Here is a 16302-nt window from a genome sequence, read left to right as displayed (position 1 = left end):
GGGAGTGAACCTGTGATGGCCGAGGAAGCAGCGAAAGCAACAGACAACGTCGAAACTTTCAAACAACTGATCCTGGCCAAGCTCAGGTACGCGGTCGGCAAGGATCCGGGTAATGCCTTTGATCACGACTGGTTCGAAGCCGTCGCCCTGGCCGCCCGCGATCATCTGGTCGATCACTGGGAAGACGCCTCGCTACAGGTCGACCGGCAAGAGCAGAAGCGGGTTTATTACCTCTCGCTGGAGTTCCTGATCGGTCGCCTGTTGGTCGATAACCTGAGCAACCTCGGCCTGCTAGATACTGCTCGCGAGGCGCTTTCGCAGCTGGGTGTGGATTTCGAGCAGATTCGCGACATGGAGCCTGATGCAGCGTTGGGTAACGGTGGCCTGGGCCGCCTGGCCGCCTGCTTCATGGAAAGCATGGCGTCGCTGAATATCGCCGCCCATGGTTACGGCATTCGCTATGAGCACGGCCTATTCCGCCAAGTGGTGGTCGACGGCTGGCAGCAGGAACACACCGAAACCTGGCTGGATTTCGGCAACCCTTGGGAGTTCGAACGTCCAGAGGTCAGCTACCGCATCGGTTTTGGTGGCAGCGTGGCCGATCTGGCTGCGTCCAGCGAAGTGCCGCGTCATGAGTGGTTGCCGAGCGAGCAGATTCGGGCTATCGCCTACGATACGCCGGTGGTCGGCTGGCGCCATTCCAGCGTCAATACGCTGCGCCTGTGGCGCGCCCGCGCTGAGGAAAACCTGAAGCTGGAGCGCTTCAACGCTGGCGATCACTTTGGCGCAGTCGCCGACGTGGTCAAGGCCGAAAGTATTTCTCGTGTGCTCTATCCGGCCGACAGCACCGAAGCGGGTCAGGAGCTACGCCTGCGTCAGGAATTCTTCTTCGTTTCCGCTTCGTTGCAGGATCTGATCGCGCGGCATCTGGAGACGAACCTCGATATCCACTCGCTGCCTGATCGTGTCGCCATTCAGCTCAATGACACCCACCCGGCGATTGCCGTCGCCGAACTGATGCGCCTGCTCGTCGACGTGTATCGCCTGGAATGGTTCGAGGCCTGGGCGCTGACCGTCGCCACGCTGTCTTACACCAACCACACGTTGCTGCCCGAGGCGTTGGAGTCCTGGCCGGTGTCGCTGATGGAGCGGCTGCTGCCGCGGCATATGCAGATCATCTACCTGATCAACGCGTATCACATCGATTCACTGCGGGCCAAGGAGATCCACGATTTCGACCTGCTGCGCTCCGTCTCGCTGATCGATGAAGAGCATGGCCGCCGTGTGCGTATGGGCAACTTGGCATTTCTCGGCTCGCACAGCATCAACGGGGTATCGGCGTTGCACACCAACCTGATGCGCAAGAGCGTATTCAGCGATTTTCATCGCCTGTATCCAGAGCGCATCAACAACAAGACCAATGGCGTGACCTTCCGCCGTTGGCTGTATCAATCAAACCCAAGACTGACCGAGTTGCTGGTCAGCGCCGTGGGTGAAGAATTGCTCGATACGCCAGAAAGCACCTTGAAGAAGCTCGAGCCGTTCGCGAGCAAAGCCTCGTTCCGCAAGCAGTTCGCCGCACAGCGACAGCACGCCAAGCTCGAGCTGGCCGAGCTGGTTCGTGAACGTATGGGTATCAGCCTCAATACCCAGGCGATCTTCGATGTACAGGTCAAACGCATCCACGAATACAAGCGCCAGTTGCTCAACCTGCTGCACACCGTGGCGTTGTACCAGGCGATGCGTAACGACCCTGCCACCGATTGGGCGCCGCGAGTGAAAATCTTTGCCGGCAAGGCGGCGGCCAGCTATCACCAGGCCAAGCTGATCATCAAGCTGGCCAACGACATCAGTCGCACCATCAACGTCGACCCGACCCTGCGCGGCATGCTCAAGGTGGTGTTCATCCCCAATTACAATGTCAGCCTGGCCGAGGTGATTATTCCCGCGGCCGACCTCTCCGAGCAGATATCCACTGCGGGGCTGGAAGCCTCCGGTACCAGCAACATGAAGTTCGCCCTTAACGGTGCGCTGACCATTGGCACCCTGGATGGCGCCAACGTGGAAATGTCCGAGCAGATCGGCCGCGAGAACATGTTCATCTTCGGTATGACCGCTCAGCAGGTCGCCGCGCGTTCGCGTCGAGACTTGAGCATGAGCGCGGAGGTGGCGGCGTCCGAGCGCCTGGCTGGCGCACTGGAAGCGATTCGTTCCGGGGTATTCTCGCCGGATGATCCTGGTCGTTATACCGGCCTGATTGATGGTCTGCTGGCCCATGACCGGTTCTTGGTGTGTGCAGACTTCCAGGCGTACTGGGACGCGCAACGCAAGGTCGACATGCTCTGGCGCACCCCGGATCGCTGGTGGCAGGCGGCAGTGCTCAATACTGCACGCACCGGCTGGTTCTCGTCGGATCGCACCATCCGTGAATACGCTAAGGACATCTGGAAAGTAGCGGGCATCGGCGACTGAGCGCCGTCGGTGCAATGAAAAAACGCCCGTCATCGGTCACGAGACGGGCGTTTTCTTTTGCCTGGAGAAGCGCAGTTGTTTGGAGAAGGAATGCATCGCGCCAACTGGTGGTGCACCTGTTTATGGCCACGCCATCAATGTTGGAGCGTCGACCTCGGCGCAATGCGATGGAGGCCATACCGAAAAACGAATTATGGCCACCATTCGCCCCGGGGTCGCGGCTCCTGCAATGTCTGCACCTAGCTAGTCAGCGCGTGCTGATGCTGCTGATAAGTCCGATAGGCACGCTCGCGCAGTCGCGCTCGGCGCGGTGCGTGCTGGAGCCGCCAGGATTGGTTGGTAGGCGAGGTGGGCAGAGGAGGGAATTCCTCGGCCAGCTGGGCTTCGAGCTGGTAGCGGTTGACCAGGCGCAGCATGCCCCAGAGCATGGCGGCCGACACCAGCAGCCAGCCCGAGATCATCAACAGAATATAGCTTTCAGTACTCATGGTGCCTCCTCGGCCTGTGGGCGAGAGTCGACGTGTATGCGTTGATTGACGCTCGTCCCCAGCAGGCATTGGTCTATCACGCTGCAGGCATAATGTTGCAGTGTGATGATTGCGGTATGGTCGCCATCCCGAGCGGTCGTCTGGCTGTCGCTCGGACGATGGCCGGGCGCATCCACTAGCGTCCAGGCCAGTGGTGATTTGTGCAGGCTGTGCTGCAGGTGTTCGACCTTCTCGCCCGGCAGATGGGCGGCGGCGTCCAGCCAGCCGTGGTCTCCGATCAGCAGCAGACGCTCGACCCGTGCGCTGGGCAGCCCCTCGAGCAGCGCGATGATGGCATCGTAGGTGCGCACGAAACCGTCGACGTCGCAGCCGGCGCGGAGCTGGCGGCTGCTCAACACGGCAATCACCGCGTCCACTCCAGCAACGCTACGCGCCACGCTGGCAGCATCGAACGGGTTGCCGCTCTTGGCGCTCAGCTTTGGGCGGGCGGCGATATCAGTGGGGTCGTTGACGATCACGATAGCCTGCAGGCCCTTGCTCGACATGGCCTCCAGCAGGGCATCGGTCATCCGATCCGGTGCGCCGTACAGGGCTATTTTCTCAATCACGTTCGGGTCGCTCATGGTGCGTGCTCAGCTCTGGCGAATCTGACCAGGTTCCTGGTCGCCGGTATCGCCCAGTGGCTTCACGTCGATGTCGGTGATTTCACTGGGTAGTTCGCTGCTGTGCAGCGATTCGATATGGTGGCGCGCCTGCTCGGGCGTAAGCGCTGGCGCTTCAGCCTGAACCTCAGTCGATTTTTTCTGGTTTCCCAGCTTGTAGCTGACGAGAAAGTAATGATTTCTGGACATTCGAACCTCCATTCGTCGAGCGACGTGATGGGTTGAAGTCACGTCGCAGGTGTTAACCAAACAGACTGGGCCGGGTTCACGCCCGTTCAGGTTTTTCGCCAGACGGTCAGCTCGCAAAAAAGCCAAACCTATCGCCCCCGGCAAGGTCGATAGCGAAGCGCCAACAGCGCCTCGGCTGTGGCAGTGCGTTCATATGGATCAGTGCAGGCTGGGAGCGATCATCTTGAGTTTCTGGGACGAAGTACTGGCCACGCTGGCCAACGAATTTTCTGATTTGAGTACGCCCGAGCAATTTACCCAAGTCACCCTGCGTCTGCTGTTGGCCGCGCTGTTGGGCGGCTTGCTGGGATTGGAGCGGGAAACCAGCGGCAAGGCCGCAGGCATTCGCACGCATATGCTGGTAGCCATGGGCTCGGCGCTGTTCGTGTTGGTGCCTGCGCAGATGGGCGCCGAGAGCGATGCCATGAGCCGGGTGATCCAGGGGTTGGTGGCGGGCATTGGGTTTCTGTGTGCCGGCACCATCATCAAGGGTGACTCCATGGCCGAGGTAAAGGGCCTGACCACGGCTGCCGGTATCTGGCTGACCGCTGCCATTGGCATCACCGTCGGCATGGGCCGTGAGGCGACGGCTGTATTGGGTACGCTGCTGGCGCTGTTCATTTTCAACACTGTGCCGCACTTCATCACCTGGCTGGAAAAGCGCCCTCGCTGAAACCGCTGGAACGCTTGGGCCGTTATGCGCTCCTAAGCAAATAGGCCCGCATCAGGTGGCCGCAATACAGAAGTGGAGTCTGAGATGTTCAGAAACTTCAAAGGATGCATTGCCTGGACGGATGCCATGAAGGATGGCCAGCAGTACGTGGGCCTTATCGAGTACCAACCCAAGTGCGCTGGCGCCGCCGTGCAGATGCTCTGGGTCGCTGCTCCCGGCAGTATCTGCGAGAGCGAGGCGGAAACCGCGGCTGACAACATGCTGCGCGAGATCCGCGACATCACCATCGACGGTAGCGTGATCTATCGCGACGGCGTCACTCTGTAACGACGCCGCTTGCCAGACCGCTACAGAACTGCGCCGCCGCGCAGTAGTTCGCTATACGCATTTCTCCCACTTTCTCCCTGCATCAGTCGCTTGCCGCTGCCCTCCGGCGGATGACTGAAACTTTTGTTTTCACGCTCAAGTCACCCGTTAACGTTCAATGGCGGGGGAGTGAACTCATGGCGCGGGCAATCTGGAAAGGGGCGATCAGCTTCGGGCTGGTGCATATCCCTGTTTCGCTGGTATCGGCGACCGAGACACAAGGCATCGATTTCGACTGGCTCGATTCGCGCAGTATGGAGCCGGTCGGCTACAAACGCGTCAACAAGGCCACCGGCAAGGAAGTCGACAAGGAACATATCGCCAAGGGCGTGCAGGTGGAGAAAGGCCGCTACGTAATCATTGGCGAGGACGAGATCCGTGCGGCTCACCCCGAATCCACCCAGACCATCGATATCTTCGGCTTTCTCGATGCCGAGGCCATTCCGCTGCAGCATATCGAGCGCCCCTATTACCTGGCGCCGGACAAACGCGGCGAGAAGGTCTACGCCCTGCTGCAGCAGACCCTCAAGGATACCGGCAAGGTCGCCCTGGCCCACGTTGTGCTGCACGTCAAACAGCACCTCGCCGCGCTGATGGTTGACGACTCGGCATTGCTACTGGTGATGCTGCGCTGGCCTGACGAGGTGCGTGGCCTCGACACCCTAGAACTCAGCGACGCAGTGACCGACGCCAAACTGAGCAAGGGTGAACGCGACATGGCCAAGCGCCTGGTGCGCGACATGGCGGTGGACTGGCAGCCCGAGGAGTATCACGACACCTTCCGCGACAAGATCATGGCGCTGGTCGAGAAGAAGGCCAAGGCCGGCAAGATCGAAGATGTCGAAAGCGGCGAGCGCAAACCGCCAAGCAAGAGCGCCGATGTCATCGACCTTACCGATCTGCTCAAGCGCAGCCTGGAAGGCAACTCGGCCAAGCCGACGCGCAAACGCACGTCGAAGTGAGGTGAGCGGCCATGGCCAGGGCGACCAGCGTCTACAACCGCAAGCGCAACTTCGAGTCCACCAGCGAGCCCCGTGAATCGACGACGCGCCGTCGCGCCAAGGCCGGTGCTCTGCGTTTCGTGGTGCAGAAGCACGATGCCCGTAACCTGCACTATGATTTTCGCCTGGAGCTGCAGGGCACTCTGAAGAGCTGGGCGGTGCCCAAGGGCCCCAGCCTGGATCCGACTCAGAAGCGCCTGGCCGTGCATGTCGAGGATCATCCGCTGGAATACGCCACCTTCGAAGGCAGCATTGCCGAGGGCAATTATGGCGCGGGCGACGTGATCGTTTGGGATCAGGGCATCTGGCAGCCCGAGGGCGACCCCGTCGCTGCTTACGAGGCGGGCAAGCTCAAGTTCACCCTGATCGGTGAAAAGCTGACAGGAGCCTGGACGTTGGTGCGCACACGCCTGAAGGGCAGCGGCGACAAGCAGCAGTGGCTGCTGATCAAGGAGCGGGATGACGTCGCGAGGCCGGCAGGCGATTACGACATCGTCAGCGCGCTGCCGGCCAGCGTGATCAGTGGCAATCTGGTCGGCGGCATGCACAAGCCCGCAGCCAATCAATCGCGGCCATCGTCGGCCAAAGCCAAGAGCGTGGCCAAGGCAACGCCGGCGGCCGGCAAAGCCAAGACAATGCCCGAGCTGCTGTCGCCGCAGTTGGCCACGCTGGTCAGCGCGCCTCCAGGTGGCGATTGGATCTACGAGATCAAGTACGACGGCTACCGCATCATGGCGCGTATCAGCGAGGGTGTCGTGAAGCTGTTCAGCCGCAACGGCCATGACTGGACACAGCGCATGGCGCCACAGGCCGAGGCGCTGGGTAAGCTCAAGCTGGGTGACAGCTGGCTGGATGGCGAAGCCGTGGTGCTAGACGACCACGGCATGCCGGATTTTCAGGCCCTGCAAAACGCCTTCGACGAGCAGCGCAGTGGCGACATTCTGTATTTCCTCTTCGATGCGCCATGGCTCGATGGCCAGGATCAGCGCAGCCTACCGGTTCAAGAGCGGCGTGCGGCGTTGCTCGAGAGGCTACCGGCACGACGTGGCCTGCTGCGTTTCTCGGACGCTTTCGAGGTCGACCATCAGAGCGTATTGGGCAGCGCCTGCGCCCTGGGCCTGGAGGGGGTGATCGGCAAGCGTGTCGGCAGCCCGTATCGATCCTCGCGTAGCGCTGACTGGATCAAGCTCAAGTGCCGGCAGCGTCAGGAATTCATCGTGGTTGGCTTCACCAAGCCGCAAGGTAGCCGCGCAGGTTTCGGCGCATTGCTGCTGGCGGTCAACGATGGCGATGGGCTGCGCTACTCCGGGCGCGTCGGCAGCGGGTTCAACGATGCGTTGTTGAGCAGCCTGCACAAACGCATGAAGGCACTCGGCCGCGATGATTCGCCTCTGAGCAAACAGCCGAGCGCCGCCCAGCGCCGTGGCGTGCAGTGGGTCGAACCGCAACTGGTGGTGGAGGTGGCGTTCGCGGGATGGACGCACGAAGGCCTGGTTCGGCAGGGCGCCTTCATCGCCGAACGCAGCGACAAACCCGCCGAACAGATCGTTGAGGAACGGCCGGTGCCCCCCGAGTTGCTCGACGATGAGCCCGTGCCCAGCACCAAAACGCAGCGCCGCGGTGGTCGCGAAGACGTTGGCGAAGTGTCGATCAGTAACCCGGATCGGGTCATCGATGCGCAGAGCGGGGCGACCAAGGTCGAGCTCGCGCAGTTTTACGCCGGGATCGCCGACTGGCTGCTGCCGGATCTGCGCAGCCGCCCGGTATCGCTGCTGCGTGCGCCAGATGGCGTGAACGGTGAGCAGTTCTTCCAGAAGCACGCCGAGCGCTTGGCGATCCCCAATATCCGCCATCTCGACCCTGCGCTGGATCCCGGTCATGACCGCCTGATGGCCATCGACAGCGTGCCGGCACTGGTCGGTGCTGTGCAGATGGGCGCCATCGAGCTGCATACCTGGAACGCCGCCTACGCCAGCATCGAGCGCCCAGACCGGCTGATCCTCGACCTTGACCCTGATCCGGCATTGCCTTGGCGTGCCATCGTCGAAGCCACGCGCCTGAGCCTGGCGGTGCTTGATGAGTTGGGGCTGGAGGCGTTTCTCAAGACCAGCGGCGGCAGCGGGATGCACCTGGTTGTGCCGCTGGCGCGGCATGTTGACTGGGAGACCTTGAAGGCCTTCGGCAAGGCAATCTCGCAGTTCATGGCCGATGAGTTACCGGATCGTTTCAGCGCTCGAATGGGCCCGAAGAACCGCATCGGCAAGGTGTATCTGGACTACCTGCGCAATGGCCGCGGCGCCAGTACGGTGGCAGCGTATTCGGTTCGTGCGCGGCCTGGGCTGCCCGTATCCGTGCCGATTCGCCGGGAAGAACTGACGGAGCTGCAGGGGTCGGCCCACTGGCATATGGGTAATCTGCAGCAGCGCTTGTCGCGTTTGCAGAGCAACCCCTGGGAAGGCTATGCCAACCGGCAGCGCATCACTCGCGCCATGTGGAAGAAGCTTGGTGCCGATGCGCCTTGATGGCGTTGTGATAGCCGCTTTTCCCGGCCGATTGCAGCCCCTCGGAAACTCTGAACTTTGCCAAAGCCGTCAGGTTCGGAGATAGACAGGTCACGGCATCCTGGAACTTTTCATGACCTCGCACGCTAGAGCCTTTTTTCGATGTAGCAGGCTGACGCAGCAGATCCTGAAACGCCCTCCAGATGTCGCGGCAAACCCGCATTAGGTACGCACTTTCGTGTACGGCCTATGGCATGAGCCATACGGCTAACAGCTTATACGCCTGCCAGGCGTGAGGAGCCCGTTTCGATGCCGTCTGCTCATCTGCAAACCCCTTATCTGCAAGAGCCCGTCCGTTTGGGGCATGGCCAGTTGTCACTGGAACAGGCGCTAGAGTTGCCACGCCTGGCCATCGAGGCGGTGGAACCGCAGATCGAGCAGGGCCGCTTCGCCGTCAAGGCGATAGCCGGAGATCAGTTGACGGTCAGTGCGCTGATCTTCGCCGATGGCCACGACAAACTGGCGGGCGAGGTGTTGTGGCGCGATTTCGGTGCGCAGGACTGGCACCGCGAACCGCTGGCGTTCATCGGCAATGACCGTTGGCAAGCCGAGATCACCCCGCAGCGGGTCGGCGAGGTTGAGTTCCTCATCGAGGCCTGGTGGGATATTTACGCCAGCTACTGCTACGAGCTGTCGAAGAAGTTCGGCGCCGGAGTGATCATCAATCTGGAGTTGCAGGAAGGCGAGCAGTTGCTGCGTCAGGCGGCCGAGCGCGCGGATGGCGACCTGGGCGTGGCCTTGCAGGCACTGGTCGATGAGTTGCTCGAATTGCAGAGCCTCGACGAGCGCGTGGCGCTGTTGCTGGCGCTGGATACCCAGGCGCTGGTACGCCGTGCCGAAGGCCATCCGCACCGCACCCGCAGCGCCGTCTACCTGCTGGATGTGGAGCGCCCGATGGCACGCTTTGCCAGCTGGTACGAGCTGTTCCCCCGTTCGGAAACCGACGATCCCGAGCGCCATGGCACCCTCCGGGACGTGATCAAGCGCCTGCCTGCGATTCAGGCCATGGGCTTCGATGTGCTGTACTTCCCGCCCATTCATCCCATTGGTACCGCGCACCGCAAGGGCCGCAACAATTCGCTCACGGCCGGGCCCGATGATCCGGGCAGTCCTTACGCCATCGGCAGCCCCGAAGGTGGGCATGACGCCATTCACCCACAGCTCGGCACCCGTGAAGATTTCGTCGCTCTGGTCGAGGCGGCCCGTGAGCATGATCTGGAGATCGCCCTGGATTTCGCCATCCAGTGCTCGCCGGATCACCCGTGGCTGCAGGAGCATCCCGGCTGGTTCAGTTGGCGCCCGGACGGCAGCATCCGCCATGCGGAAAACCCACCGAAGAAGTACGAAGATATCGTCAACGTCGACTTCTATGCCAAGGACGCCGTGCCCCAGCTATGGCTGGCGCTGCGTGACGTGGTGCGCACCTGGGTCGAACTGGGCGTGTACCAGTTCCGCGTCGACAACCCGCACACCAAGCCGCTGCCATTCTGGGAATGGCTGATCGCCGATATTCGCAAGAGCCACCCGCAGGTGATGTTCCTCGCCGAAGCGTTCACCCGCCCCGCGATGATGGCGCGCCTCGGCAAGCTGGGCTTCACCCAGAGCTATACCTATTTCACCTGGCGCAACACCAAGGCCGAACTGGAAACCTACCTGACCGAGCTCAACGAGGCGCCGTGGCGCGATTGCTACCGCCCGAACTTCTTCGTCAATACGCCGGACATCAATCCCTTCTTTCTGCACCACAACGGTCGCGCAGGCTTTCTGATTCGTGCTGCGCTGGCGACCATGGGCTCCGGGCTGTGGGGTATGTATTCAGGCTTCGAGATCTGCGAAGCCCTGCCGGTGCCAGGCAAAGAGGAGTATCTGGATTCGGAGAAGTACGAGATTCGCCCGCGTGACTATCAGGCGCCCGGCAATATCGTCGCCGAGATCGCCCAGCTCAACCGCATCCGCCGTCAGAACCCGGCACTGCAGACCCACCTGGGTTTCAAGGCCTTCACCTGCTGGAACGACAACATCCTGTACTTCGGCAAGCGCACCGCTGATCGCGAGAACTTTATTCTCGTGGCCATCAGCCTCGACCCGCACAACGCTCAGGAGGCGCACTTCGAGCTGCCGCTCTGGGAGCTGGGCTTGGACGACGATGCCACCACCCTCGGAGAGGATTTGATGAGCGGCCATACCTGGCTGTGGCACGGCAAGGTGCAGCAGATGCGCATCGAGCCCTGGCACCAGCCGTTTGGTATCTGGCGCATCCGCGTTGCGAGCTGAGAGGACATACCCGATGGCACGCAAAAAACCGCGCGGTACGTTCCTCAATGACCCGCAGTGGTACAAGGACGCGATCATCTATCAGGTGCACATCAAGTCGTTCTTCGATGCCAATAATGATGGCATCGGTGATTTCGCCGGTTTGATCGCCAAGCTCGATTACATCGCCGATCTGGGTGTCAATACGCTGTGGTTACTGCCGTTCTACCCGTCGCCGCGTCGCGATGATGGCTACGACATTTCCGAATACCGCGATGTGCATCCGGACTACGGCACCATGGCCGACGCGCGCCGCTTGATCAGCGAAGCCCATAAGCGCGGCTTGCGGGTAATCACCGAGCTGGTGATCAACCACACCTCGGATCAGCACCCCTGGTTTCAGCGTGCCCGTGCCGCCAAGCCCGGCAGCAAGGCGCGTGACTTCTACGTGTGGTCTGACAGTGACCAGAAGTACGACGGCACGCGGATCATCTTCCTCGATACCGAAAAATCCAACTGGACGTGGGATGCCGAAGCCGGGCAGTACTACTGGCATCGCTTCTATTCACATCAGCCGGATCTGAATTTCGACAACCCTCAGGTGCTCAAGGAAGTGCTGGCGGTCATGCGCTTCTGGCTGGATCTGGGCGTCGACGGCTTGCGCCTGGATGCCATCCCGTACCTGATCGAGCGCGACGGCACCAATAACGAGAACCTGCCAGAAACCCACGTGGTGCTGAAGAAGATTCGCGCCGAGCTCGATGCCAATTACCCCGATCGCATGCTGCTGGCCGAAGCCAATCAGTGGCCCGAAGACACTCAGCTGTATTTCGGCGGCCAGGATGGCGGCCCCGGTGACGAATGCCATATGGCCTTCCACTTTCCGTTGATGCCGCGCATGTACATGGCCATCGCCCAGGAGGATCGTTTTCCGATCACCGACATCCTGCGCCAAACGCCGGACATTCCGGAAAACTGCCAGTGGGCGATCTTCCTGCGCAACCATGATGAGCTGACCCTGGAAATGGTCACCGATCAGGAACGCGACTACCTGTGGAACTACTACGCTGCCGACCGCCGGGCGCGCATCAACTTGGGGATTCGCCGCCGCTTGGCGCCGCTTGTCGAGCGGGATCGCCGGCGTATCGAGCTGCTCAACAGTTTGCTGCTGTCGATGCCGGGCACGCCGACCCTGTATTACGGCGATGAGATCGGCATGGGCGACAACATCTTTCTTGGCGACCGCGATGGCGTGCGCACACCGATGCAGTGGTCACCGGATCGTAACGGCGGGTTCTCCCGCGCCGACCCAGCCAGCCTGGTACTGCCGCCGGTGATGGATCCGCTGTATGGCTTCCAGAGCATCAACGTCGAAACCCAGTCCCGCGACCCCCATTCGCTGCTCAACTGGACGCGGCGCATGCTCAACATTCGCAAGCAGCACAAGGCCTTTGGCCGCGGCACGCTGAAAATGCTTACGCCGAACAATCGCCGGGTACTGGCCTATCTGCGTGAGGCTACCAATGCCGATGGCAACCCGGAGCTGATTCTCTGCGTGGCCAACTTGTCCCGAGCGGCTCAGGCAGTCGAGCTAGAGCTGTCGGCTCACGAAGGCAAGGTACCGGTGGAGATGGTCGGCGGTTCGTCGTTCCCGCCCATCGGGCAGCTCAACTATCTGCTGACACTACCGCCTTATGGTTTTTACTGGTTTCTGCTCGCCGAGGAGGCGCAAATGCCCAGTTGGCACGTTCCACCGGTCGATCGCTTGCCGGAGCTGACCACTCTGGTGATCAAGCAAGCGCTTGGTGAACTGCTGCAGCCACCGGCCCGCACGACCCTCGAGCAGGAGTCGCTACCGGCCTACCTGCCCAAACGTCGCTGGTTCTCAGGGCAGGGCGAGGATCTGCGTCAGGTCAAGCTGCTCTACGCCATTCCCTTTGGTGAGCCGGATGAGTTGTATGTGCTCAGCGAAGTGCAAGTCAGCCGTGAATCGGGCACCAGCGAACAGTATCAACTGCCGCTGGGGTTCGTCGGTGAGCATGAGGCGGGCACTAGCGTGCCTCAGCAACTGGCCTTGGCGCGTCTGCGTCGCGGACGCCAGGTTGGCCTGCTGACAGACGGTTTTACCCTCAATGGTTTCGTCCGCCATGTGATGCGTCACCTGCGTGAAAGCAGCGTGTTGGGTTGGCAGGGCAGCGAGATCCAGTTCGTGCCCACGCCACGCCTGGAAGCCCTGGGCGATCTGGCCGAAGCCGAGGTGCAGCTGATTTCCGCCGAGCAGTCCAATAGTTCGGCGATCATCGCCGAGCAGGCGGTACTCAAGCTGATTCGCCGTGTGCTGCCCGGCATCCACCCGGAAGCGGAAATAGGCGGCTACCTGACAGCCGCCGGCTTCGAGCACATCGCCCCATTGCTGGGTGAAGTTCGCAGGGTCGATGAGCAGGGCGTGCCGCATACGTTGATGATCCTGCAGGGCTACCTGAACAATCAGGGCGATGCCTGGCAATGGACGCAGAACAATCTGGAGCGGGCGATCCGTGATGAGCTGGCCGGCGGTCACTCGGAGCAGGAAAACCAATACACCGCGCTGGCCGAATTAGATGCCTTCGCCGGGCTCCTGGGGCGGCGCCTGGGCGAAATGCACATGGCTCTCGGCCAAGCCAGCGATAACCCTGATTTTGGTTACCGCGAAACCAGCGAGGTCGATGTGGCCGACTGGTCGCAAAGCATCGCAGGCCAAGTGCGCGAGGCGCTGATGTTGGTGGCCGAAGGGCGAGGGGAACTCACCGGTGAAGCAGCCAACCAGGCCGATTGGTTGGCCGTACGGCACGAGCAGATCATCACCCTGGTGGACGACTTGGCGCGGCGTTCGGCGGGCGGTATCCGCATGCGCGTGCACGGCGATCTGCATCTTGGCCAGGTGCTGGTGGTGCAGGGCGACGCTTATCTGATCGACTTCGAGGGCGAGCCGACCCGCACGCTGGATGAACGTCGCGCGTTCTACAGCCCGCTCAAGGATGTTGCCGGCATGCTGCGCTCCTTCGACTACGCTGCCGCTATGGCCATGCGCAGCGCCCAGAGCGCCGATGTGACGCCGGAAGCAGAGCACGCACGCCAGCATATCGCCGGGCTCTATCGCAGCCAGTCGAGAACGGCGTTCAACGAAGCCTATCGCCTGGCGGCGGCAGATTTGCCCCACGCCTGGCATGAACGCGAAGGTGAAGTGGCGGCGCTGGCGTTGTTCTGCATCGAGAAAGCGGCCTACGAAATTCTGTATGAAGCGCGCTATCGCCCTGATTGGCTGGAGGTTCCGGTACAAGGGCTGATAGAGCTGACCAAATATCTTCTGGGGAGCGGTAAACGATGAGTAATGGAGAAACTGATCGCCAGGTGGCAGGTATCGACCGCGCCGCCATTGAGTCCCTGATCAGGGGTGAGCACGGCGACCCGTTTTCAATTTTGGGCCCACATGAGTTCGCTCACGGTCTGACGATTCGTACCTATCTGCCCGGCGCCCTGGGTGTCGAGCTGATCCACGCCGTCAGTGGTGAAACCCTCGGCTCGCTGGAGCAATCGAGCGTACCGGGGCTGTTCAGCATTCGTGTCGAGCAGCGCGTGCCCTATCGCTACCGCATCAACTGGAGCTCCGGCGTCCAGGAAACCGAAGACCCGTATGCCTTTGGGCAACTGCTCGGTGAAATGGATCTGTACCTGTTCGCCGAGGGTAACCACCGCGAACTCGGCAAGAGCCTTGGTGCCCAGCTGACGACCCATGAAGGCGTGCAGGGCGTGCGCTTCTCGGTGTGGGCGCCGAATGCCCGCCGGGTATCGGTGGTCGGCGGTTTCAATGGCTGGGATGGCCGTCGCCACCCGATGCGCCTGCGCCAGCCGAGCGGGGTCTGGGAGCTGTTCGTGCCGCGCCTCGGCCCGGGCGAAGTCTATAAGTTCGAGATCCTCGGCCGCGAAGGCCTGCTGCCGCTCAAGGCCGATCCCATGGCACTGGCAACCGAGTTGCCGCCAGCCACTGGTTCGGTGGTCTCGGCGCCGCTGGAGTTCGACTGGCGTGATGGCGACTGGATGCAGCAACGCCAGGCGCAGCAGGGCTATCAGGCGCCGATGTCGATCTATGAAGTGCATGTCGGTTCGTGGCGCCGCGAGGGCGGCGAAGACGGCCGCGTGCTGAGCTGGAAAGAGCTCGGCGAGCAGCTGATTCCCTACGTGCAGCAACTGGGTTTCACCCATATCGAACTGATGCCGATCATGGAGCACCCCTTCGGTGGTTCCTGGGGCTATCAGTTGCTTTCCCAGTTCGCGCCCACCTCGCGCTATGGCAGCCCGGCGGATTTCGCCGCCTTCGTCGACGCCTGTCACCAGGCCGGTATCGGCGTGATTCTCGACTGGGTGCCGGCGCATTTTCCCACCGACGCCCATGGCCTCGGCCAGTTCGACGGCACGGCCCTGTACGAGTATGCGCACCCGTTCGAAGGCTTCCACCAGGACTGGGATACCTACATTTACAATCTCGGCCGCACCGAAGTGCATGGCTTCATGCTGGCCTCGGCGCTGCACTGGCTGCGCGCTTATCACATCGATGCCCTGCGGGTGGATGCGGTGGCTTCGATGTTGTATCGCGACTATTCGCGCAAGGAAGGCGAGTGGATTCCCAACCGCCACGGCGGCCGCGAGAATCTGGAGAGCATCGACTTCCTGCGCCACCTCAACGACGTAGTCGCCCAGGAAGTGCCCGGCGCCCTGGTGATCGCCGAAGAGTCGACCGCCTGGCCTGGCGTCAGCCGACCGACGCAGGAAGGCGGCCTGGGTTTCGCCTACAAGTGGAACATGGGCTGGATGCACGACAGCCTCAAGTACGTTGCTGAAGACCCGCTGCACCGCCAGCACCATCATCACCAACTGACGTTCGGCCTGCTATATGCGTTTTCCGAGCATTTCGTGTTGCCGATCTCCCACGACGAAGTGGTGCACGGCAAGCGTTCGCTGCTCGACAAGATGCCCGGTGACCGCTGGCAGAAGTTCGCCAACCTGCGCCTGTACCTGAGCTTCATGTGGAGCCATCCGGGCAAGAAGCTGCTGTTCATGGGCTGCGAGTTCGGCCAGTGGCGCGAGTGGAACCATGACCACGAGCTGGACTGGTACCTGCTGCGTTATGGCGAGCACAAGGGCGTGCAGCAATTGGTCAGCGACCTCAACGGCCTGTACCGCCACGAGCCGGCGCTGCACCGTCTGGATGGTCAGGCCGAGGGCTTCGCCTGGCTGATCGGTGACGATGCCGTCAACAGCGTGTTCGCCTGGTTGCGTCAGGACGAGACCGGCGCGCCGCTGCTGGTGGTGCACAACTTCACGCCCGAGCCGCGCAATGGTTACCGCATCGGTGTGCCGAAAGAGGGTAGCTGGCATGTGCTGCTCAACAGCGATGCCGAGCGTTATGCCGGCTCGAATTCTGGCAGCCAGGGCGCGTTGCTGACTGAGACACTCGCCAGCCATGGTCAGCCGCAGTCGTTGCTGCTGGATCTGCCGCCGCTCGCCACGCTGGTGATCAAGCCGCACTAACGCAGAAGGGGTGGATCGATTACCGATCCA

General features: G+C 61.8%; 11 protein-coding genes. 8 read left to right on the top strand and 3 right to left on the bottom strand.

From position 1 onward, the window contains the following. Positions 1–15: 15 nt before the first annotated feature. Positions 16–2472, top strand: coding sequence for a glycogen/starch/alpha-glucan phosphorylase (locus K5Q02_RS19665; RefSeq protein WP_225833405.1), 2457 nt, complete (start codon positions 16–18; stop codon positions 2470–2472). Positions 2473–2711: 239 nt separating this feature from the next. On the opposite strand, the gene K5Q02_RS19660 is transcribed toward K5Q02_RS19665, so the two are convergent. The 3 genes from K5Q02_RS19660 to K5Q02_RS19650 are packed head-to-tail and all read right to left on the bottom strand — an operon-like array spanning position 2712 to position 3811. Further along, complete coding sequence (locus K5Q02_RS19660; RefSeq protein ID WP_225833403.1) at positions 2712–2960, bottom strand: hypothetical protein; 249 nt, start codon at positions 2958–2960, stop codon at positions 2712–2714. Beyond that, positions 2957–3583 (bottom strand): NAD(P)H-binding protein, encoded by a 627-nt coding sequence (locus tag K5Q02_RS19655; protein ID WP_225833402.1) that lies wholly within the window; start codon positions 3581–3583, stop codon positions 2957–2959. Before K5Q02_RS19655 ends, K5Q02_RS19660 begins: the two co-directional genes overlap by 4 nt. 9 nt (positions 3584–3592) lie before the next feature. Beyond that, positions 3593–3811, bottom strand: coding sequence for a hypothetical protein (locus K5Q02_RS19650; RefSeq protein ID WP_225833400.1), 219 nt, complete (start codon positions 3809–3811; stop codon positions 3593–3595). 220 nt (positions 3812–4031) lie between these two features. On the opposite strand from K5Q02_RS19650, the gene K5Q02_RS19645 reads away from it, so the two are divergent. The 7 genes from K5Q02_RS19645 (at position 4032) to glgB (ending at position 16272) form a co-directional block, all read left to right on the top strand. Continuing rightward, entirely contained in the window at positions 4032–4523 is a 492-nt protein-coding gene (locus tag K5Q02_RS19645) for an MgtC/SapB family protein (RefSeq protein WP_225839781.1), read from the top strand. Positions 4524–4607: 84 nt separating this feature from the next. Next, positions 4608–4850: a hypothetical protein gene (locus K5Q02_RS19640; protein WP_225833398.1), complete on the top strand. Its 243-nt coding sequence runs from the start codon at positions 4608–4610 to the stop codon at positions 4848–4850. Positions 4851–5026: 176 nt separating this feature from the next. Then, positions 5027–5851 (top strand): non-homologous end joining protein Ku, encoded by an 825-nt coding sequence (gene ku, locus K5Q02_RS19635; RefSeq protein ID WP_225833396.1) that lies wholly within the window; start codon positions 5027–5029, stop codon positions 5849–5851. An 11-nt stretch (positions 5852–5862) separates the two neighbouring features. Beyond that, positions 5863–8412, top strand: coding sequence for a DNA ligase D (gene ligD, locus K5Q02_RS19630; RefSeq protein ID WP_225833395.1), 2550 nt, complete (start codon positions 5863–5865; stop codon positions 8410–8412). Between the two features lie 288 nt (positions 8413–8700). Further along, positions 8701–10725, top strand: coding sequence for an alpha-1,4-glucan--maltose-1-phosphate maltosyltransferase (locus K5Q02_RS19625; RefSeq protein ID WP_225833393.1), 2025 nt, complete (start codon positions 8701–8703; stop codon positions 10723–10725). A gap of 13 nt (positions 10726–10738) precedes the next feature. After that, complete coding sequence (gene treS, locus K5Q02_RS19620) at positions 10739–14071, top strand: maltose alpha-D-glucosyltransferase (protein ID WP_225833391.1); 3333 nt, start codon at positions 10739–10741, stop codon at positions 14069–14071. Further along, the gene (gene glgB, locus K5Q02_RS19615) at positions 14068–16272 is read left to right on the top strand and encodes a 1,4-alpha-glucan branching protein GlgB (protein ID WP_225833389.1); all 2205 of its coding nucleotides are present in this window, start codon (positions 14068–14070) and stop codon (positions 16270–16272) included. The genes treS and glgB overlap by 4 nt, the downstream gene beginning before the upstream one ends. The last annotated feature ends 30 nt before the right edge of the window (positions 16273–16302 follow it).

Origin of the sequence: Pseudomonas sp. MM211, assembly GCF_020386635.1 — a bacterium.
Classification (GTDB): domain Bacteria; phylum Pseudomonadota; class Gammaproteobacteria; order Pseudomonadales; family Pseudomonadaceae; genus Aquipseudomonas.
This window is presented reverse-complemented; position numbering and strand designations above follow the sequence as displayed.